This is a genomic window from Arthrobacter flavus (assembly GCF_039526005.1).
In the GTDB taxonomy this organism is placed as follows: domain Bacteria; phylum Actinomycetota; class Actinomycetes; order Actinomycetales; family Micrococcaceae; genus Arthrobacter_D; species Arthrobacter_D flavus.
On the sequence record NZ_BAAAIJ010000036.1, the window covers coordinates 56,171 to 76,864 of the forward strand.

Consider the following 20,694-nt stretch of genomic DNA (forward strand, 5'->3'; position numbering starts at 1 on the left):
TCAAATAACTGTGAGCGCTGGGTTAGCGGTTCGTTGCGGCCAGCCCGCGACTGAAATCCTCGGACAGGTCAGCCGGGATGTCCTCGACAAACGCCCGGGCGAATTCCTGGGGCACCGTGTCAGGGACTGAGACGCCCTCTGCCTCGGCGAGACGATCACTGACTTCGCGGAGCATGAGGGACAACGGAACATCGAGCGCGGTGCAGATCGAGGACAGGAGCTCAGAGGATGCTTCCTTCTGGCCCCGTTCTACCTCGCTGAGGTAACCAAGGGAGACTCGGGCACTATGCGACACCTCGCGCAGCGTGCGGCCCTGCCGCTGACGGACGTCCCGCAGGACGTCGCCGATCTCATGGCGTAGCACTACCATTTTGCGCTCCTTCGGCTTGCGCTGTGCATCTTCCGCCAACCCCACATCCCGCCAACGGACTACTCCGTTAATGGATACGGGTTGCTTTACCATCTGAATCGCCATGCTCCCTCGTTGCAATTGATCCGGTGTCTCCTTTAGGGAGGCGTACCGGCTTGGTAGGTTCAAGCCTAAGCCGTCAACCTGTTCAATGGCTGACAGTAATGATAACTGTTCAGTCCTGGGATTTGTTCCCTGCGTCCCGGTCGCGCAACACGGTACGCAGCAAATCCAGCGCGGCGCTGCAGGCGTGCCTCCGGACCGACTCCCGGTCGCCATCGAACAGGTACTCCTTCACCCTCGTCCCGCCGGGTGACGCTACTGCCACGAAAACGGTGCCCACCGCCTTGCCGGCGTGTGGTTCGGGCCCCGCAGCTCCGGTGGTGGAAACGCCCAGATCGGCGTCGAAAACACGCCGCGCACCCTCTGCCATCTGGCGGGCGACGACGGCGTCAACCGCCCCGGTCGCGGCGATCCCCGCTGGATCGACGCCGAGAACGTCCACCTTGATCTGGTTCTGGTAGGTCACCGCCCCGCCCTGCAGCACCGCGGATGCACCCGGCACCGAGCCGAGCGCTGCGCTGACCATCCCGGCAGTCAGGGACTCGGCGGTGGCGATGGTGAGGTGAGAGGCGGTTGCCAGACGGATCACCTCGGCGGCAGGCCCAGCGGGACCTGGCGATTCCATTGGCTCCACGCCTACGACGTCGGGCTGTCGGGGCGCTGGGCTGACCGCGCGTCCCGCCGGAGCCGGATCGCCTGGATGATGTAATCGATCCCGGTGACGACGGTGACGGCGACAGCTGCGAGCATCACCGCAATGGCGACCCAGGAATACCAGTCCCCCAGCACCCCGGCCAGGGGCAGCAGGTACAGGAAGATGGCGAAGGTCTGGATGACCGTCTTGAGTTTCCCGCCCCGGGAGGCTGGCATCACGCCGTAGCGGATGACGGCGAACCGCAGCACGGTAATGCCCAGTTCGCGGATCAGGATCACCAGGGTGACCCACCACCAGAGTTCCCCCAGGACCGAGAGCAGGATCAGTGCTGCACCAATCAGCAGTTTGTCGGCGATCGGGTCGGCGATCTTGCCAAAGTCGGTGATCAGTCCCCGGCTCCGGGCCAGGTCACCGTCGAGTTTGTCGGTGTAGATCGCGACGGCGAACACCGCCACCGCCAACCAGCGGAAGAGCCCGGACCCGTCGTCGGCCGAGTCGTCCAGGAGCAGGAACCAGATGAAGAACGGGACCAGAAGGATCCGCACCACCGTGAGGACGTTGGCAATGTTCAGCGTAGGGACCTGTTTGGCCGGAGGAATACTCACGGCACAAGGCTACCTTCCCGTCAGGCTCCAGGCGTCAGTGGAGCCGTCATCGTCGTCGTCCGAGCCGTCATGGTACTGACCCGCCTGGCGTCGTGACTCGAGGTCGTCAGCCACCAGGTCGATCGGGGCTGAGGACGCACCGGCGCCCGCCGCCGCTGGCTCGTCCGGGACGGACACGGGTCCGTCACCGCGCATTGCACCGAGCACCGCCGCCAGGTCATCAGGTTTGACCAGCACATCGCGGGCCTTTGAGCCCTCCGAAGGGCCCACCACCCCGCGGGACTCCAGCAGGTCCATCAACCGGCCCGCCTTGGCGAAGCCGACGCGCAGTTTACGCTGCAGCATGGACGTAGAACCGAACTGGGTGGTGACCACCAGCTCGGTGGCCTGCAGGAGCACGTCGAGATCGTCGCCGATGTCGTCGTCGATCTGCTTCTTCGGTGCCTCGACCGCCACATCCTCACGGTAGTTGGCCTTCAGCTGGCCCTTGACGTGTTCCACCACCCGGTGAATTTCGGACTCAGTGACCCAGGCGCCCTGCACTCGCATCGGCTTGGACGCGCCCATCGGCAGGAACAGGGCGTCGCCCTGGCCGATCAGCTTTTCGGCGCCCGGCTGGTCCAGGACCACGCGGGAGTCGGTCACCGACGACGTCGCGAACGCCATCCGGGACGGAACGTTGGCTTTGATCAGGCCCGTGACGACGTCGACCGATGGCCGCTGGGTGGCGAGGACCAGGTGGATGCCGGCGGCGCGCGCCAGCTGGGTGATGCGCACGATCGAGTCCTCGACGTCGCGCGGGGCGACCATCATCAGGTCGGCGAGCTCATCGACGATGACCAGAAGGTAGGGATACGGGCGCACCACGCGCTTGGAACCCTCGGGCGGGATGACCTTCCCGTTCCGGACTGCCTTGTTGAAGTCGTCGATGTGCTTGTAGCCGTAGTTGGCGAGGTCGTCGTAGCGGGTGTCCATTTCACGGACGACCCACTGCAGCGCCTCGGCGGCCTTCTTGGGACTGGTGATGATGGGCGTGATCAGGTGCGGCACGCCCTCATAGGCGGTGAGCTCCACCCGCTTGGGGTCGACCATCACCATGCGCACTTCGTCGGGGGTGGAACGCATCAGGATGGAGGTGATCATCGAGTTCACAAACGATGACTTGCCCGCCCCGGTGGCGCCGGCGACCAGGAGGTGCGGCATCTTGGCCAGGTTCGCGACGACGAACCCGCCCTCAACGTCCTTGCCCACGCCCATCACCATCGGGTGATCGGTCTTGCGGGCGTTGCCGGAGCGCAGCACGTCGCCCAGTGACACCGTTTCGCGGTCGGTGTTGGGGATCTCGATGCCGATGGCTGACTTGCCCGGAATCGGGGACAGGATGCGGACGTCGGAACTCGCGACGGCGTAGGAGATGTTCTTGGACAGCGCGGTCACCCGCTCCACCTTGGTGCCCGGCGCCAGCTCGATTTCGTAGCGGGTGACGGTGGGTCCGCGGGAGAACCCGGTCACCTTCGCGTCGACGTGGAACTGGTCGAGGGTGTGGGTCAGGGCTGCGACCACCGAGTCGTTGGCTTCGGACCGTTCCTTGGGCGGGGTCCCGGCGGGCAGATAGTCCGACGGCGGCAGGGTGTAGGTGACGTCGCCGGCCAGCTGCAGCTGCTCGGTGCGCTGCGGCATGGGGGTCGGCGGGATCTGCGGCTGCACCGGGTTGGACGGCACCTGGGGCGCGGGGGTCGGGAGGACCGCCATTGCCTCGGTGGCCGGTTCAGGGTTGCCGCCGGGGTCGTGAGCGCGCTCGTGGGGATCTGCGGGGATGCCGTGATCCTGTTTGATTTTCTCGGTGGCGCGTTCCTGCTGGGTGGGCCGACGGACGCCCGGTGGCACCCGCGGTTCGGCCGGAACCGGTGCTCCCTGGTGCGTCTGAGCCTGATGCTGTTCGTCGTCGTCGTCGGCCAGGACAGCCCGCTCGAACGCTTCATCACCGACATACCCGTCCAGCTCGGCCTGGGCACGGTCGGCAGCACGGTCGCGCCCGAAGAGGCGCATCTTGCGTTTGGGTTTCCTACCCGATGCTGAGTGACGCTCGTCGAGGTAGCTTTGATCGTGTTTTTCAGTGGCCGGGTCCGATCCCCGGTCCCTGGTGCCCTGCTGGTCCTGCTCGATCAGGTCCTGGCCCATCAGGTGCTCATACAGGGCTCTCAGCCGGGAGGGGATGTGGCGGAACGGGGTGGCGGTAATGATGAGCAGGCTCAGGAAGATCAGTGCCGAGAGCAGCACGATCACTGGCCATTCGGTCAGGATTCCGCTGAGCGGGCCAGCCACGAGGAAGCCGACCACTCCTCCAGCCTGCCAGAGGCGTTCGAAACCGTCGGCAAGGGCTGGAGCTCCACCCGAGAGGTGGGCGATACCTGAACCCGCGAACAGGGCAATGGTCATCCCGATGCCCACCCGGTTGTTGGCCCGGTGGTTCTCCGGATACCTGAACAGGCGCACCGCGCCGATCAGCAGCATGAACGGCACCAGCAGCGCCATCCAACCGAACGTTCCAGCGGCGACAGCGTGCACCGCATCGGCGCCGGGGCCCGTGAGCGCCCACCACTCGACCGCGGCAACAGCCACGCTGAGGATCATCAGGAACAGGCCGGTGCCATCCCGGCGGAGCTCCTTGTCCGGATGGACGTCGTGCCCGAACTTGCGGATACCTGAGGCGACCATGTGGGCGGCCCCCATCCACAGCCCCCGGAGTGCGCGCAGGGGCAGGGGAAGCGTGTCCCCGGGCAGCGCGGGCTGCTGTTTGGTGGGTTGCCGGGTGTTGCCACCGCTTTTGTTTGCGCCGCTACGGCCCGAAGTTGAACGCGCAGCAGCCGAGGTGTTCTTACCGCGCGACTGCTGTGAACCTCTGGGGCCCGGGGAAGTACGAGTCGCCATAGTGCCAACGGTACCGGACACAGCCCCGGTTTTCCCGGACATACGCGGCCCGATCTGTGCTGCCGGGTCCGGCTCCTACGCCTCCAGGACCACCGGAATGATCATCGGACGACGGCGGTAGCGCCTGTTCACCCAGGTACCAACCACCCGGCGGACCACCTGTTGCAGCTGGTAGACGGTGTGGTCCTTGTTGCTCATGACGGCTTCTTCGAGTGCGGCGTTGATTTTGGGTTTGATCTCATCGAACACCGAGTCGTCTTCGGCAAAGCCGCGGGCGTGAATGTCGGGACCGGACACAATCTTGCCGGTACTCCGGTTGACCACGGTGACGATGGAAATGAACCCCTCCTCGCCGAGGATCCGGCGGTCCTTCAGGTCGGCGTCGGTGATTTCCCCGATACTCGACCCGTCCACATAGACGAACCCGCATTCCACCGCCCCGACCACCCGGGCTACCCCTCCGACCAGGTCAATGACTGAGCCGTCGTCGGTGAGCAGCACATTTTCGGTCGGGATCCCGGTCTGCTCGGCGAGCCGGGCGTTGGCGATCAGGTGCCTGGTTTCGCCGTGGACGGGCATGACATTCCGGGGCCTGAGGATGTTGTAGCAGTACAGCAGCTCACCGGCGGCAGCATGGCCGGACACGTGGACCTTTTCGTTGCCCTTGTGGATGACGTCGGCGCCGAGCTTGAGCAGCCCGTTGATGACCCTGAAGACGGCGTTCTCGTTGCCCGGGATCAGTGAGGACGCGAGGATCACTGTGTCGCCCTTGCCGACGGTGATCCGGTGGTCGCCGTTGGCCATCCGGGACAGGGCAGCCATCGGCTCCCCCTGGGAGCCGGTGGACATGAGCACCACCTTGTCGTCCGGCAGTGCGTCTACGTTCTTGATGTCCACGAGAATGCCTTCGGGGACCCTGAGGTAGCCGAGCTTCGCGGCGATGGCCATGTTCCGCACCATCGATCGGCCGGCGAAGCAGACGAAACGCCCGTGCGCTTCGGCGGCGTCGAGCACTTGCTGTACCCGGTGGATGTGGGACGAGAACGACGCGACGATGATCCGTTTGGTGACCTGTCCAAACAACCGATTCAGGACCGGCCCGATCTCGCGTTCGGCGGTGGTGAAACCGGGCACGTCGGCATTGGTCGAGTCGACCATGAGGAGGTCAACTCCCTCTTCCCCGAGCCGCGCGAATGCCCTCAGGTCGGTGATGCGCCCGTCGAGGGGCAACTGGTCCATCTTGAAGTCACCGGTGTGCAGGACGTTCCCTGCGGTGGTGCGGATGAAGACCGCGAGGGCATCTGGGATGGAGTGGTTGACCGCCACGAACTCGCACTCGAACGGTCCGAACTGTTCAATCTGGCCCTCGGTGACGGTGAGGGTGTAGGGGGTGATCCGGTGTTCCTGCAGTTTCGCTTCGATCAGGGCCAGCGTGAGCTGTGAGCCGATCAGCGGGATGTCCTTTTTGTGCCGCAGCAGATATGGAACGGCGCCAATGTGGTCCTCATGACCGTGCGTCAGGACCAGTCCGACGACGTCGTCGAGCCGGTCCTCGAGGTACGAAAAATCGGGGAGGATGAGGTCGACGCCGGGCTGGTTTTCCTCGGGAAACAGCACCCCGCAGTCGACAATCAGGAGTTTTCCGTCCAGCTCGAACACTGCCATGTTCCGACCGATTTCGCCGAGACCACCCAGGGGGACGATGCGCAGAACGCCCGGTGCGAGGTCCGGTGGGGCGATGAGTGCGGTGGCGGCCGATACCGTCATGCGGGTGCTCCGTCGGCGGTCCGGGTGGAGCGCGGGCGGTCGAAGTTCATCCCCGCTTCCGCCAGGTCGGCGAGCACTGTTTCCATTTCGACGGCGGTGGGTCCAACCAGTGGCAGGCGCACCGCCGCATTCGGGATGAGCCCTTGCCGTCTGAGGATCTGCTTCGCCGAGACCGCCCCCGGAATGTGGGTCATGACGGCCCGGACCACCGGGTCCAGCTCGAAGTGGATGCGGCGGGCGGTGGTGACGTCCCCGGCGGCGGCGGCGTCGACCAGGGCCCGGAACTGCGCGGTGGCCACCTGGGCGCTGACACTGACGACTCCGACAGCGCCGGCGATCATCCAGGGCAGGGTCAGTCCGTCGTCGCCCGAGTACACGTCGAGGGTGGTGTTGGCGAGCACGCGGGTGATCTCCGCGAAGTCAGCCTTGGCATCTTTGAGCGCAACGATTTTGGGATTGTCCGCCAGCCGGATCATGGTCTCGGTGTGGATGGGGATGCCTGACCGGCCCGGGATGTCGTAGATCATGATGGGCAGGTCCGTGGCCTCGGCGACGGCCTCGAAGTGGGCCAGCACGCCGGCCTGGGTGGGCTTGTTGTAGTACGGGGTGACTACCAGTTGTCCGTCAACGCCGGCGCGGGCGGCCCGCTGGGCCATCTCGATGGAGTGCGAGGTGTGGTTGGTTCCGGTGCCGGCGATGACCTTCGCCCGTCCGCCCACTGCTTCCACGACCACCCGGAACAGGTCTTCCTTCTCCTGGTCCTCCAACGTGGAGGTCTCACCGGTGGTCCCGGAGATGACCAGGCTGTCGCAGCCGTCGTCGACCAGCTGGTTGGCGAGCTGGGCGGTGGCGTCGAAGTCCACGCTGCCGTCAGCGTGGAACAAAGTGACCATCGCGATGCTGAGGGTGCCGAAGGGAAGGGTCTGGGAATTGGTGAGGGCCATGGGTAAAACGTTACCCGGTTCGCAACTGTTAAGTCGCCGCTGAGTCCTTCCGCCACGGCAGGCAGGGCCGCTGTGAGACGATCAGATCATGGCATCCCCCAAGGTCTCCCGGCGTGTGAGCGGGGTCGACGCCGCCCGCGGTATCGCCCTGTTCGGGATGATGAGCACCCATATTTTTCCCCTGTACATCGCCGGCACCGCCGATGCCTCCTGGGTGGCCCTGGTCTTCTCCGGGAAGGCGTCGGCCCTGTTCGCCGTCGTCGCCGGCCTTGGCCTTGCCCTATTGACCGGAGGGAACCGGATCCACCACCGCGCGGTGCTGTCGATGGACCGGCGGGGCATCGCGGCACGGGCGGTCGTCATCATGGTGATCGGACTGATGCTGGGCGGACTGGAAACCAACATCGCGATCATCCTGTTCCACTACGGAGTGCTGTTCCTGCTGGCGCTGCCGTTCGTCTCGCTGCCGTTCAGGCAACTCGTCTGGTGGGCTGCCGGCTGGCTGCTCCTTTCGCCGGTGGCGGCCTATATGTTGCGGCCCTGGATCGCTGGGACGGTCAATCCGCCGTCGCTGGGCGGTAATCCGCGCTGGGAAACGCTGCTGGAACCGGCCACGCTCTTCGCCGACATCACCGTGACCGGGTATTACCCGGCGTTGCAGTGGCTGAGCTACATCCTGATCGGCATGGCAATTGGCCGCCTCCCGCTCAGGGACCTCCGGGTGCAACTGGGGCTGGTGGTCTCCGGCGCAGCCCTGGCTGCGGCGGCGAAACTGGTCAGCGGCTACCTCCTCGGCCCACTGGGGGGTCTGACGGCACTGCTACAGACCCCCGAGGGCAGCCGGTACCCGCTGGAGGCAATGATGAGCGTCAGCCTGACGGGCGTCGATCAGTCCGGTTCGTGGTGGTGGCTGGCTGTGAGTGCACCGCACTCGGGATCTCCGCTGGATCTACTGCACACGGGAGGCACTTCCGCATTCGTCATTGGGCTGTGCCTGCTAGCGACGCGACGGTATGAGTCGGTGTTGCTGCCCCTGTCCGGGCCCGGCGCGATGACCCTGACGCTCTACACCATCCATATCTGGACGATGAGCGTGGTTGATGCCCAGGAACCTCCACCCGACCCGTCGCTCGTCTACTGGGGACAGGTGCTGGTGTTTGTTGTCCTCGGCATCCTGTTCCTGCGGATCAACGCCCGCGGACCGCTGGAACTGCTGACGTCGGGTGCGTCCCGGGCGGCACGGTCGGGCCTGAACAGCTAGCGCTGCTAGCGGGCCGCGTTGTACAGTTTCCCGGCGGTGCGCATGGAGCGCCTCGCCCTGGTCCTGTCCCCTGCCGCGTCGTAAGCGCAGGAGAGCCTGAACCAGCCGCGCCAGTCGTCGGGCGCAGCCTCTACCTCCGCCTGGTACTCCGGGAACCGTGCATCGGCTGCCGACCGCACGATCCGGCCGGCGGGGGTACGGGGCAGGTCGTCGACCGGAAGTCCGCCCTCGGCGTCGAGCTCGTTAGCCATTTTGGAGGTCTGCATGCCGAACAGCAGTTCACGGATCATCGCCCAGCCGCCGATCAGCGGCAACAGGAGGTAGGCGAGCCCGAGTGCCTTGGCAACCAGGTCCGGGTCGGTGAGGAGAATCACGCTGCGCTGCAGGGCGATGATCAGCCAGAAGACGAGTAGCAAACTCACCAGTGCGACGCCGATTTTGGCCCGGTGACGTTTAACTGCGTCAAGGAATCCAGCTGTTTCGGCCATGGGGGAGGTCACGCTTCCAGTTCGAGGTAGCCGTCCAGCCCGACCGTCAGGCCGGGGCGGGATGAGACGGTGCGGACGCCCAGCAGGATGCCGGGCATGAAGGACTCGCGGTGGTACGAGTCGTGGCGGATGGTGAGCTGTTCCCCGACACCGCCGAGCAGCACCTCCTGGTGCGCCACCAGGCCGCGCAGGCGCACCGAGTGCACCCGGACGCCGTCGACGTCGGCGCCGCGGGCACCGGCGCGCTCGGCGCTGGTCGCGTCGGGGCTCGCGGGGACGCCGGCTTTTTGGCGTGCCTGGGCGATCAGGGCGGCGGTCCGGACCGCGGTGCCCGAGGGTGCGTCGACCTTATCGGGGTGGTGGAGCTCGACGATCTCGACCGACTCGAAATAGCGGGCCGCCCGGGCGGCGAACGCGCTGGCCAGCACCGAGCCGAGGGCGAAGTTCGGGGCGATCAGTACGCCGGTGGCCGGGTGGTCGGCCAGGAGGGAGGTAAGTCGCTCAAGACGCCCCTCGTCCCACCCGGTGGTGCCCACCACCGCGTGGATGCCGCGCTCGACGGCGAACGCCACATTCTCGAAGGTGGCATCGGGGACTGACAGGTCGACGATGCACTGCGCTCCCGCCGCGACCAGAGTGTCCAGCGAGTCCTCTCGGCCGAGGGCTGCGACGAGGTCCAGGTCCGGTGCGGCGTCGATGGCCTTGACGGCCTCCGCCCCCATCCGCCCGGTGGCGCCGAGCACGGCCACGGCAAGTTGTTCAGTCATATGCCCAGCCTACTGAACGGGTACTCCCCTGCCCATTTGGGTCAGGAGGCTCCCGTCCCCCCGGAGGTGTCCGCGCTGCCGGCGCCGACCCATTCGACGCTGCCGTCGGTGAAGAACTGTTCCTTCCAGATGGGGACCTTTTCCTTGACGGTGTCCACCAGCTCCGAGCAGGCGGCGAAGGCCTCGCCGCGGTGCGCGGATGCGACCGCTGCCACCAGGGCCGGGTCTCCGATCGCCAGCGGTCCGACCCGGTGCGCTACCCAGATCCGGACGCCCTCGTATTTGGCGGCCATGGCGTCGGCGATTTCCGCGATGATCCGCTCCGCGCTCGGGTGGGCCGAGTAGCTCAGGGAAGTGACGTCCCGGCCACCGTCATGGTTCCGGACCACCCCGCCAAACCCCACTACGGCGCCGCAGTTCGGTGCGTCGACCTGGGCTAGAGCCTCATCGAGGCTGATGCTGTGTTGCGCGAGGGACACATGCACCACGTGGCTAGTGGTCATTTTTTCCTTCCAGCTGGGAGCAGATGTGCCCCAGCAGTGGTTCGAGAACGGCCAGCCCGTCACGCACCCCGCCGGGTGACCCGGGCAGGTTGATCACGAAGGTGCGTCCCACGGTTCCGGCGAAGCCGCGGCTGAGCGCTGCCGTCGGGACCTTCTCGGCGCCCCGCCGGCGAACGGCTTCCATGATCCCGGGCAGGTGGCGTTCGAGGTACGGCTCAGTCTGTTCGGGGGTGGCGTCGTCGGGGCTCAGCCCGGTCCCACCGCTGGTGATCACCACTGAGGGCGAGTCGCTGAGGACGGCGCCGAGGGCCTGACCCACCGGGTCGCCGTCGGGCACCACCAGTGTGGGATGGGGTGCGAAGCCGTGATCGGCGAGCCAGCCCTGGATGAGTGGACCGCACTCGTCCTGGTAGATACCTGCTGCGGCCCGGGTGGACGCGACGATGACCGCTGCGGTGCGCTGGCCGCTCATGCCGTCCAGTCTCCGCTCTTCCCGCCGGACTTCGCCAGGACCTTCGTGTCAGTGATGACGGCGCGCTTGTCCACCGCCTTGATCATGTCGTAGAGGGCGAGAGCGGCCAGCGACGCGCCGGTCAGGGCTTCCATTTCGACGCCGGTGACGGCGGTGGTCTTGACCGCGCAGCTGATGGTCACGGCAGCGTCCCGGACGTCGAAGTCCACAGTGATCTTGCTCAGCGGCAGGGGGTGGCAGAGCGGGATCAGGGAGGAGGTCTGCTTGGCCGCCATGATGCCTGCCACCCGTGCCACGGCCAGGGCATCGCCCTTGGGCAGGCCGCCGGCGGTAATCAGCCCCACCACCTCCGCTGTGGTGCGCAGGACGGCCTGGGCGGTGGCTTCGCGGGTGGTTTCGGCCTTCGCCGAGACGTCGACCATGTGCGCGCTGCCATCCTCCCGGACGTGGCTCAGTGACGCCGGGCTGGAGTTCTCGGTCATGCTGTCCTTACTGGTTCTCAGTGCTGTGGTGTGCGCAGTGCTCAGGGGTTCCCGGGCCCGGCCACAGCGAGCGGGTGCGCTGCAGGAATCCCGAACGACGGCGCGCCGTGCATCCCGTCGACCAGCCATACGGAGACCAGGTCCCCGGCCGCCAGGCTTCCGGTGCCGGTCGGCAGGTGGACCAGGACGTTCGATTCGGCCAGCGCATGAATCAGGTGTGATCCGGGACCACCCACCAGCCTAACCGTACCCACCGGCTCGCCGGCTGCTGCGCGTGGGGTGTACCAGCCACGGCGGACCTGGTGTTTGGCTTCCGGAGAGCTCACCTCCTCCTCGAGGGCAGCGGTGAGGACCACCCGCGGGTGGGGAACGCCGGCGACGGCAGTGAGCGCGGGACGGAGGAACATCTCGAAGGAGACGAGGGCACTGACCGGGTTGCCCGGGAATCCGAGGAACGGCACACCGCCGATGGTGCCCAACGCCTGCGGCCCGCCGGGCTGCATGGCGACGGAAAGGAATTCGACGCTGCTGTTGGCCAGCGCCTGCTTCACCACCTCGTACGCCCCCTGGCTGATGCCGCCAGTGGTGAGGATTAGGTGGATACCACTGTCCGCGACGGCGGCCAATGCCTCGCGGAGCAGGGTGGGATTGTCATCCATCAGCCGGTGCCTGATCACTGCGGCGCCCGCATCGAGGAGTGCGGTTTCCAACAGGGTGGTGTTGGCGTCGAAGATCTTCCCCGGTTGAGGGGTACTGCCGGGTTCCTGGACCTCATCCCCGGTAGTGAGCAGCAGCACGGTGAACTGACGGCGCACCGGGACCGCGGCGATCCCGCACGCGGCGAGCAGGCCCAGCTGGGCGGGGCCGAGGAGAGTCCCCGCAGCCAGTGCGGTGGCACCTGCGGGAATGTCGCTGCCGGCACGGCGGATGTAGGCGCCGGGTTCAACGGTGTCGGGCAGGTCGACGGTGAGTTCCGCGTCCGCCTCGTAGTCGGCGGCTGAGTAGAACTGGGCCGGGGTGACCCGTTCAATCGGGACAATGGCACCGGTGTTACCCGGAATCATGGCGCCGGTCATGATGGGCGCCGCACTCCCCTGCACCAGGTCCGGAGGCTCAATGCCAGCCGGGATGGGGGCGCCCACCCTCAGGGTTCGTCCTGATGTGCCACCGGCAGGACCGAGATCGTCGACGTGGACGGCGTACCCGTCCATTTGCGAGTTATCGAACGGGGGCAGGCTGACCGGAGCCTGCAGGTCGACGGCGAGCACCCGGCCGCGGGCGGCCGCCAGCGGGAGCTCGGTTCCGCCCCCATCCAGGTCAGTCCGGCTATCGGCCGGGTAGCTGCTGCTGTAGCGGAGCAGTCCCAGCACTGCCTGCTGGTGTTCCTCGACGCTTCTGATCATGGGATCCCTACCTGCCGTGACGGTTGCCTCTGGTTCTCCACCCTAGGCCCTGCCGACGGCGTTGGCGGGGATGCGGGGAGGTAAGAGCCGGAAGATCCGGGCGCTCTCAGGAAACGGTGAAGGTGACCGTGTGCAGGCCCGTGGCACCGTCGGGTGTGACCGGCGAGGCGCGGTCCACCTGCACGGCTCCGGTGCTGTCGACGGCGCGAACCTGCACCGTGTGGGATCCGGGGGCCAGGTCCAGCGCCGCGCTGAACTGGCGCCAGGTGTCGCGGGAGATTTCGGCGGCCAGCGTGGCGGGCTGCCAGGACCCGTCGTCCACCCTCACCTGGACCGCCTCGATCCCCCGGTGTTGAGCCCACGCGTAGCCTGCAATCTGGACCGTTCCCGCGGGCACGGTTGACCGTTCCCGCGGCACGTCGATTCGTGACGATGTCTTCACCGGGCCCCGCTCGGACCAGCCACGGGTGGACCAGTAGGCGACGTCGTCGGCGTACCGGGTGACCTTCAGCTCGGTCACCCACTTGGTCGCCGAGACGAAACCGTACAGTCCGGGGACCACCAGCCGCACCGGAAAGCCGTGCTCGACGGGCAGGGTTTCACCGTTCATCCCGACGGCGATCAGCGAGTCCCGGTCATCGGTCATGGCGTCCAGCGGGGTACTGGCGGTGAATCCGTCGACGCTGCGGGACAGCACCATGTCGGCCCCCTCCTGCACACCCGCCATGGCCAGCAGTTCGCGGACCGGCCAGCCGAGCCATTTGGCGTTGCCGATCAGGTCACCGCCCACCACGTTAGAAACGCAGGCAAGGGTGATGTAGCTTTCGACCAGGGGCTTGGCCAGGAGTTCGTCGAAGGTCAGCTCGACCTCCCGGTCCACCATCCCGGTGACCCGTAGCCGCCAGGTGCCAGGGTCCACCACCGGCACCACCAGTGCGGTATCGATCCGGTAGTAGTTGTCGTTGGGCGTCACCAGTGGCGGCACGCCGTCGACCCCGAGATCCGCGCCCGCCGGGATGACCGCCGCGGCCCGTCCCGCGACAGCGTCGGGTGCCGGTAGCCGGATCTGTTCCCGGGCCTGCGTCACGAGCGACTGGCTGCTCCGGACCAGGGATGCGGCCGTCCCCGCGAGTGCCGCCGCCGCGCCACCCACGCCCACACCCTGGAGGAACCTTCGTCGTGCCACCGGTCCGGGGGGCCCGACGTCGGCCGCCCGGCGTGGCTGCCAGGCCACCAACCGGTCGGTCAGGACGGTGACTAACATGACGCCGAGCACCAGTGCCACCACCGGGGCTGCGAACGCGGCGGTCGAGGACTGCGGCCGCGCAGCGACGGCGGCGATGCCCGCCAGCCCGAAAACCAGCACCAGCGCCGCGCCGCTCCGACGCCACCGGTACTCAAGGATTCCGGCTCCGGCGGCCACCCCCGCAATGATCACAAACATGGTGCCAAGGAAGACCAGTTTGTCGGCCGTGCCGAACGTTTCAATCGCCCAGTCCTTGACGCCGGGCGGCAGCACGTCGATCACCGTCGAGCCGACCGCTGTCACCGGGGAGACCGACGGGCTGACCAGAGCGGCGGTCAGTTCGGCGGCGATCAGGGCGATCGCCACCGCCACCAGCCCGGACAGTGCCGCCCACCCGTTGATCCGTCCCATACCGGTGCACCGTCCTGTCTCTTCTATCGTCATTAGCCCAACGTCTGCGACCGCCCTTCAGTTCGCCAGGCGAGAATAAGCCCCCACCGAATAGTGGGCCCAGCTGAAAGGGCGTAATCTCGAAAGATGGGAATTAAACTGGGTATGCCGCATATCGGGGTCCAGCGTCCCACGGATGCCGGGCCGGGACTCATGGACAGTTTTGGCCGCAAGGCCACTGACATGCGCCTGTCGTTGACCGACAAATGCAATCTGCGCTGCACTTACTGCATGCCCGCTGAGGGCCTGGACTGGCTGCAGAAATCGGCGGTGCTCTCCCGGGAGGAGATTGTCCGGCTGGTCCGGATCGGGGTCGACACCCTCGGGGTCCGCGAGCTGCGCCTGACCGGCGGTGAGCCGCTGGTCCGCGCCGACCTGCTGCAGATCATCAGCGACATCCGCGCCAACCACGCGGACCTTCCCATCTCCATGACCACCAACGGGCTGGGACTGGACAAGAAGGCACAGGCGCTCAAGGATGCGGGGCTGAGCAGGATCAATGTGTCGATGGACTCGCTCCACCCCGACACGTTCGCCCAGCTGACCCGCCGCCCGTTCCTCGACCGGGTGCTGCGCGGCATCGAAGCGGCCGCCGAGGTGGGACTGGGCCTCGTCAAGATCAACGCCGTGCTGATGCGCGGCATCAACGACCAGGAGGCACCCGACCTGCTCGAGTGGGCCGTCTCCAAGGGCTTCGAGCTGCGCTTCATCGAGCAGATGCCCCTCGACGCCGACCACGGCTGGACCCGGGACGGCATGATCACCGCCCTGGAAATGCGGACCCTGCTGGAGCAGCAGTTCGTGCTCACCTCCGATCCGCGCAACCGGGACGGCGCCCCCGCCGAACGCTGGGAGGTGCGGCGGATCGCCGCGCCGGACATCGTCGTCGGAACCGTTGGCATTATCGCCTCCGTCACCGAGCCGTTCTGCGCCGACTGCCGGCGGACCCGGGTCACCGCCGAGGGCAAGATCATGAGTTGCCTGTTCTCCCGCGAGGAGACCGATCTGCGGGACCTGTTGCGCTCGGACGCCGACGACGACGCCATCGCCGCCCGCTGGCAGGACGCCATGTGGGCCAAGCCGAAAGCCCACGGCATGGGCCATGTGGGACTCGGCTCGGAGGACTTCGTCCAGCCGGACCGCAGCATGAGCGCGATAGGCGGCTAGATGCTGGTTCGATATTTCGGTGCCGCGCAAGCCGCAGCCGGTGTTGCAGAAGAGCGCCTCGACCTCGCAGCCGAGTCGCTTGAGACAGTGCTCGAGCGCATCAGCGCCCGGTATCCGCAGCCGGTCCGGGTGGGCGGGCCGGCGATGCCCGAGGTCATCGCCCGGAGCAGCTTCCTCCTCAATGAGGTGGCCGCACGCGACCGCGGACGGGTGCTGACCGCCGACGACGTCCTGGACATCCTGCCGCCCTTCGCCGGCGGGTAGCCTCAGCCCGTCTCCACCCCCGGGTCAGGCGCTAGACGCGCTCCAACAGCATCGCCGTGCCCTGGCCGACCCCCACGCACATGGTCGCGAGCCCCCGGTCCGTCTGCTCGCGTTCCATCCGTCCGAGCAGGGTGATGGCGATCCGGGCCCCTGATGAACCCAGCGCATGCCCGAGGGCGATGGCGCCGCCGTCGCTGTTCACAATGCCCGGGTCGAGACCCAGCCTGCGGATGCAGGCCAACGACTGGGTGGCGAATGCCTCATTGAGCTCCACCGCACCGATATCGTCGATCCCCCAGCCGGCTCGGGAAAGCACCTTCTCCGTCGCGGGAACCGGACCAATGCCCATGATTTCCGGCGGCACTCCCGCCGATGCGCCGTCCACGACGCGTGCCCGGGGAACCAGACCGAACCGTTTCACCGCGCTCTCGCTGGCGACGACGATCGCGGACGCCCCGTCGTTGAGTGAGCTCGCGTTTCCTGCCGTGACGATCCCGCCCGGCCGCACGACCGAACGAAGCGAGGCCAAAGTTTCCAGCGATGTACCTGGCCGGGGACCCTCGTCCTGGTCGACAACGCCGGTCTTCGTTTCAACGGGCAGCAGCTCCTGGGTGAACCGCCCCGCAGCAATGGCCGCCAGGGCATTCTGATGGGACTTCACCGCGAACGCATCAGCATCTTCCCGGGTGATGCCATCCAGCGACGCCACTTCTTCAGCAGTTTCCGGCATCGACAGCTTCTGCTGGTCGCTGAAGCGCGGGTTGGTGAATCGCCAGCCCAGGGAGGTGTCGGCAATCTCGCCGGGCCGGGCGAAGGCCTTCACTGGTTTTTCCATCACCCACGGTGCGCGGGTCATGGACTCCACTCCACCTGCAATGACCACGTCAGCGGCACCGGACTTGATCATCTGGGAGGCGATCAGGATGGCACTCAGCCCCGACGCACACAGCCGGTTGACGGTCAGGCCGGGAACCGTGTCCGGCAACCCGGCCAGCAGCGTTGCCATCCGCGCCACGTTCCGGTTGTCTTCGCCGGACTGGTTGACGCAACCCAGAATCACTTCGTCGACGGCCTGCGGGTCCACGCCCGCACGTTGCAGGGACTCCCGGACCACCAAAGCCGCAAGGTCATCCGGTCGCACCGATGACAGAGCGCCACCATAACGGCCAACAGGAGTTCTCACTCCTCCGACAAGAAAAGCTTCATTCATTGGGTGTCCCTTGATTGAGGTGTTGGCTGGCTGGGCGGGTCAGGCAAACGCGGAGATGCCGGTGATGTCGCGCCCGATCAGCAGCGACTGGATGGAGTCGGTCCCCTCGTAGGTGTGCACCACCTCCATGTCGGTCATGTGGCGGGCCACATGGTTTTCCAGCAGCAACCCATTCCCACCCAGGATGTCCCGGGCCTGCAGGCAGATCCAGCGGGCCTTCTGGGCGGTATGCATCTTAGCGAGTGAGGCCATGGGGCTGGTCATTTTTCCCTGATCTGCGAGGGTGGCAAGGCGGAAACAGATCAACTGCATCGCTGTCAGCTCGGAGAGCATGTTGGCGAGCTTGTTCTGCACCAGCTGGAAACCCGCGATCGGCTTGCCGAACTGCACCCGCTGCGTGGCATAGGAAACTGCTGCTTCGTAGGCAGCAATGCCGTGGCCCACGGCTTCCCAGGATGCCCCGCTGCGGGTTGCCGTCAGTACCCGGGTGACGTCCCTGAAGGAGTGAGCCTCGGCGAGCTTGTTCTCGGCCGGAATGCGGACGTTGTCGATCATCACATCGGGCTGCCAGATGGCCCGCTTGCCGATTTTCCCGGTGATGAGTTCGGTGGTGTATCCATCCGGGTAGGTGCCGTCGTCATTCTTTTCCAGAATGAAGCCCTTGACCTTGTTGTCCGCTTCGTCGCGCGCCCAGATGATGACGACGTCGGCAATGTTGGCGTTCCCGATCCACCGTTTGCGGCCGTTCAGGACGTAATGCTCACCTTCCCGTCGGGCTGTGGTTTCAAGCGCCACCGAGTCCGACCCATGGTCCGGCTCAGTCAGGCCAAACGCGCCAATCTTGTCCAGCGTTGCCATGCCGGGCAGCCATCGCTGCTTCTGTTCCTCGTTGCCGAGCATGTTGATGGTGCCCATCGAGAGCCCAGACTGCACTCCGATGAACGTATTGAGGCTGCCGTCACCGCGCGACATCTCAACGGAAACCATTCCCGCGGCCAGCCTGCTCAGCCCGGGGCAGCCGTAGCCCTCGATGGTGGAACCGACGATTCCGAGCTGGGCAATGCCGGGGACCAGCTCAAAGGGAAACTGCGCAGCTTCCCAGTAGTCGTTGATCACCGGAAGCACCGAGGTATCGACGAAGCCGCGGACTTTCTTCCGGATCAGCACCTCCTCCTCGGACAGGAGCTCATCAAGAAGGTAGTAGTCAACGTTCACGGGATCAGCGCTCTGGGCGGTGGTGCTCATGGGGTCCTCATCTGTCGTCGTCGGGTCTGGGAAAGGTCAGCGGGCTGCGGCGAGCTGCTGGGCAAGCCAGCCGCGCACCAGATCCGAGCTGGAGCCCAGCATCGGCGGAGCCAAATCGTAGGTGGCGGGCGTCCGGGAGAAACTCACCGGGTGTCGAACGGTCGGAATCTGTCGTTCGTTCTCGCCCGGGAGCACCACTGGATCCAGGCCCAACCTGTCGGCAAGGTCCACCCCGCCCTTCACATCCTGGATGGGCGCACAGGGCAACCCCGCACCGGAAAGGAGGGGGAACCATTCCTCGGCTGAGCGGGCTGCCAGCTGCACTTCGAGGAGGATGCGCAGCTCCGACCGGTGCGCGTTGCGTTGCTCCGCGGAACAGAACCGTTGATCCTGCGCCAGTTCGGGTACCTCAAGCACGGCGCAGAGCCGAGCAAACTGGCCATTGTTCGCTGCGGCGATGACCAGCCGGCCGTCACCGGTCAGCATCGGCTCGTAGGGGTAGAGGCTGGGGTGTTCATTGCCCATCCGGGTGGGAATGACACCGCCAGTGACATAGGCCGCGGATTGGTTGACCATCCCCGACAGGGCTGAGGACAGCAGATTCAGCTCCACATGCTGCCCTTCCCCGGTGGTGGTGCGGTGATGGAGCGCTCCAAGAATTCCCGTGCTGGCGTGCAAGCCAGTGATGACGTCGAACATTGCCAACCCGGCACGGTACGGTTCCGTCTCCTGGCCGCCGGTGAGGCTCATCATCCCGGAGGCCGCCTGCACCAGGAGGTCATAGCCGGGGAGCGCCGCGCCTGCACCGGTTCCGAAGCCCGTGATCGAGGCGTAGATGACCGTGGGATTCAGGTCGGCAATCGCGGCGTAGTCGAGACCGTAGCGCTCCAGTCCATGGGGTTTGAAGTTCTCGACGACTATGTCGGCCCGGGCGGCCAGCTGCTGTGCGAGGGCAAGGTCCGAGGGCTCGTTGAAGTCCAGGGTGATCGAGTGTTTGTTCCGGTTGACGGAGAGGAAGAACGTGCTCTCTTCGTCGCGTACCGGCGGTTTCCAGGTCCGGGCATCGTCCCCGGCCGGAGACTCGACCTTGATCACTGTGGCGCCCATATCGGCGAGCAGCATCGTGCAGTACGGTCCTGCCAGCACCCTGCTGAAATCCGCAACGACCACTCCGCTCAGCGGACCACTCCCGGTGCGTCCAAAGATTTCGTTCAGCGTGTCCGCTGCAGCTTCCGCCATAGTTGATCCTCCATCACATGTGTCGTGTGTCACCACCCTCGCAGAGGCCTAAGCTCGCGTCCAATACAAATTGTGTCGGCTATTTTTACGATTTCAGGAATAATCTTTTGGCACTGTTTCCCAGACTTCATCGCGATGGCTTCGTGATTGATAGCTTTTTTAGCCCCAATCATTGACTCGTGGTGGCAACGCCGACAATAATTCAGGGTTATGGAAATACAGCAAGTCCGCGCCTTCCTCGCCGTCGCCCAGGAACTGCACTTCGGCCGCGCCGCGGAACGTCTGCACATCGCCCAGCCACCGCTGAGCCGCACCATCAAGAATCTTGAACGCGAGCTGGGTGCAACCCTTTTTGAGCGCAGCACCCGAAGCGTGAAACTCACGACTGCGGGCCAGGCGCTGCTGGCCCCGGCAGAGGAGATCATGTCAGCCTGCCGCCGGGCACGATCGGCAGTGACTTCGGCAGGCAAGGGTGAGACCGGGAGGGTCCGGGTGGCTTTCGCGGGTGTGTCCTCGCACGTCATGGTGGGCAAACTGGCCAAGCTGGTCAGACAGACCCACCCCGGAATCGACATTGAGCTCTACAGCTCCTATTACGCCGTCCCTGCCTTGAATGAGGTTATCGCGGGCACCATGGACATCGGTTTGGGCCGCTGGAACTTCCTACCCTCGGGGATCGAATCGCGGACTGTGGCCCGGGAGACTCTGGTGATTGCGCTGCCGTCAAACCATCGGCTGGCTCACCGGACGTCGGTCCGGATGGCAGATTTTGCCACCGAGGATTTTGTTGCCTTGCCGCCGGACCCGGGGGCAGTTCTCAGGGAACATCTCGATCGGCTTTCCCACGGTGCTGGCTTTGTGCCCTCGATCGTGCAGGCTGCGCCCGATACGTCCACGCTGCTCTCGTTGGTCGCCGCAGACATTGGCTGCGCCCTTACGGTGTCCTCTGTACCGGACAACGTGTCCTACCCGGGGGTGGTGTTTGTCCCCCTTGAGGATCCGGCCGAACCCATCCTGCTGCGTCTGATCTGGCGCAGCGATGACAGCAGTCCAGCGCTGCGCGAGGTACTGCGCCTTTCAGAGGCCCTGATGCCTTCGCCGGAGCCGTCCCCGGCCTGAGCGG

General features: G+C 66.1%; 20 protein-coding genes. 4 read left to right on the plus strand and 16 right to left on the minus strand.

The annotated features are described in order from the left end of the window. Positions 1-22 precede the first annotated feature (22 nt). From ABD059_RS09365 to dapA, 6 genes are all read right to left on the minus strand, one after another. Positions 23-463 (minus strand): helix-turn-helix domain-containing protein, encoded by a 441-nt coding sequence (locus ABD059_RS09365; RefSeq protein WP_343879551.1) that lies wholly within the window; start codon positions 461-463, stop codon positions 23-25. Between the two features lie 121 nt (positions 464-584). After that, positions 585-1,097 (minus strand): CinA family protein, encoded by a 513-nt coding sequence (locus ABD059_RS09370; RefSeq protein ID WP_343879358.1) that lies wholly within the window; start codon positions 1,095-1,097, stop codon positions 585-587. 11 nt (positions 1,098-1,108) lie between these two features. Further along, positions 1,109-1,732 carry a CDP-diacylglycerol--glycerol-3-phosphate 3-phosphatidyltransferase gene (pgsA, locus tag ABD059_RS09375; RefSeq protein ID WP_343879360.1) on the minus strand — a complete coding sequence of 208 codons (624 nt, stop codon included), beginning with the start codon at positions 1,730-1,732 and terminating at the stop codon, positions 1,109-1,111. A gap of 9 nt (positions 1,733-1,741) precedes the next feature. Further along, the gene (locus ABD059_RS09380) at positions 1,742-4,663 is read right to left on the minus strand and encodes an FtsK/SpoIIIE family DNA translocase (RefSeq protein ID WP_343879362.1); all 2,922 of its coding nucleotides are present in this window, start codon (positions 4,661-4,663) and stop codon (positions 1,742-1,744) included. A gap of 75 nt (positions 4,664-4,738) precedes the next feature. Further along, on the minus strand, positions 4,739-6,430 hold the full coding sequence (locus tag ABD059_RS09385) for a ribonuclease J (protein ID WP_343879365.1): 1,692 nt from the start codon (positions 6,428-6,430) through the stop codon (positions 4,739-4,741). After that, positions 6,427-7,374 carry a 4-hydroxy-tetrahydrodipicolinate synthase gene (gene dapA / locus ABD059_RS09390; RefSeq protein ID WP_343879367.1) on the minus strand — a complete coding sequence of 316 codons (948 nt, stop codon included), beginning with the start codon at positions 7,372-7,374 and terminating at the stop codon, positions 6,427-6,429. Before dapA ends, ABD059_RS09385 begins: the two co-directional genes overlap by 4 nt. A gap of 88 nt (positions 7,375-7,462) precedes the next feature. On the opposite strand from dapA, the gene ABD059_RS09395 reads away from it, so the two are divergent. Beyond that, entirely contained in the window at positions 7,463-8,635 is a 1,173-nt protein-coding gene (locus ABD059_RS09395; RefSeq protein ID WP_343879368.1) for a heparan-alpha-glucosaminide N-acetyltransferase domain-containing protein, read from the plus strand. Positions 8,636-8,640: 5 nt separating this feature from the next. Here ABD059_RS09395 and ABD059_RS09400 read toward each other — a convergent pair whose 3' ends face one another. The 7 genes from ABD059_RS09400 to ABD059_RS09430 form a co-directional block, all read right to left on the minus strand. Next, on the minus strand, positions 8,641-9,123 hold the full coding sequence (locus tag ABD059_RS09400) for a hypothetical protein (protein WP_343879370.1): 483 nt from the start codon (positions 9,121-9,123) through the stop codon (positions 8,641-8,643). An 8-nt stretch (positions 9,124-9,131) separates the two neighbouring features. Continuing rightward, positions 9,132-9,890, minus strand: coding sequence for a 4-hydroxy-tetrahydrodipicolinate reductase (gene dapB, locus ABD059_RS09405; protein WP_343879372.1), 759 nt, complete (start codon positions 9,888-9,890; stop codon positions 9,132-9,134). 41 nt (positions 9,891-9,931) lie between these two features. Continuing rightward, positions 9,932-10,393 (minus strand): molybdenum cofactor biosynthesis protein MoaE, encoded by a 462-nt coding sequence (locus ABD059_RS09410; protein ID WP_343879374.1) that lies wholly within the window; start codon positions 10,391-10,393, stop codon positions 9,932-9,934. Continuing rightward, positions 10,383-10,865 (minus strand): MogA/MoaB family molybdenum cofactor biosynthesis protein, encoded by a 483-nt coding sequence (locus ABD059_RS09415; RefSeq protein ID WP_343879376.1) that lies wholly within the window; start codon positions 10,863-10,865, stop codon positions 10,383-10,385. Before ABD059_RS09415 ends, ABD059_RS09410 begins: the two co-directional genes overlap by 11 nt. Next, positions 10,862-11,347 carry a cyclic pyranopterin monophosphate synthase MoaC gene (gene moaC, locus ABD059_RS09420; RefSeq protein ID WP_343879378.1) on the minus strand — a complete coding sequence of 162 codons (486 nt, stop codon included), beginning with the start codon at positions 11,345-11,347 and terminating at the stop codon, positions 10,862-10,864. The genes ABD059_RS09415 and moaC overlap by 4 nt, the downstream gene beginning before the upstream one ends. Before the next feature lie 41 nt (positions 11,348-11,388). After that, a complete protein-coding gene (locus ABD059_RS09425) occupies positions 11,389-12,750 on the minus strand; it encodes a molybdopterin molybdotransferase MoeA (protein ID WP_343879380.1) in 1,362 nt (453 codons plus the stop codon). A 106-nt stretch (positions 12,751-12,856) separates the two neighbouring features. Next, positions 12,857-14,440 (minus strand): molybdopterin-dependent oxidoreductase, encoded by a 1,584-nt coding sequence (locus tag ABD059_RS09430; protein WP_343879382.1) that lies wholly within the window; start codon positions 14,438-14,440, stop codon positions 12,857-12,859. A gap of 93 nt (positions 14,441-14,533) precedes the next feature. On the opposite strand from ABD059_RS09430, the gene moaA reads away from it, so the two are divergent. Further along, on the plus strand, positions 14,534-15,613 hold the full coding sequence (moaA, locus tag ABD059_RS09435) for a GTP 3',8-cyclase MoaA (protein WP_343879384.1): 1,080 nt from the start codon (positions 14,534-14,536) through the stop codon (positions 15,611-15,613). Then, the gene (locus tag ABD059_RS09440) at positions 15,614-15,877 is read left to right on the plus strand and encodes a MoaD/ThiS family protein (protein ID WP_343879386.1); all 264 of its coding nucleotides are present in this window, start codon (positions 15,614-15,616) and stop codon (positions 15,875-15,877) included. Positions 15,878-15,908: 31 nt separating this feature from the next. On the opposite strand, the gene ABD059_RS09445 is transcribed toward ABD059_RS09440, so the two are convergent. From ABD059_RS09445 to ABD059_RS09455, 3 genes are read right to left on the minus strand one after another with little or no spacing between them, the layout of a single operon-like run. Continuing rightward, positions 15,909-17,087, minus strand: coding sequence for a thiolase family protein (locus ABD059_RS09445; protein ID WP_343879388.1), 1,179 nt, complete (start codon positions 17,085-17,087; stop codon positions 15,909-15,911). Positions 17,088-17,126: 39 nt separating this feature from the next. Next, entirely contained in the window at positions 17,127-18,332 is a 1,206-nt protein-coding gene (locus ABD059_RS09450; RefSeq protein WP_343879390.1) for an acyl-CoA dehydrogenase family protein, read from the minus strand. Between the two features lie 36 nt (positions 18,333-18,368). Continuing rightward, entirely contained in the window at positions 18,369-19,571 is a 1,203-nt protein-coding gene (locus ABD059_RS09455) for a CaiB/BaiF CoA transferase family protein (RefSeq protein WP_343879392.1), read from the minus strand. A 210-nt stretch (positions 19,572-19,781) separates the two neighbouring features. Here ABD059_RS09455 and ABD059_RS09460 point away from each other — a divergent pair, with 210 nt between their 5' ends. Further along, complete coding sequence (locus ABD059_RS09460) at positions 19,782-20,690, plus strand: LysR substrate-binding domain-containing protein (RefSeq protein ID WP_343879394.1); 909 nt, start codon at positions 19,782-19,784, stop codon at positions 20,688-20,690. Positions 20,691-20,694 lie beyond the last annotated feature (4 nt).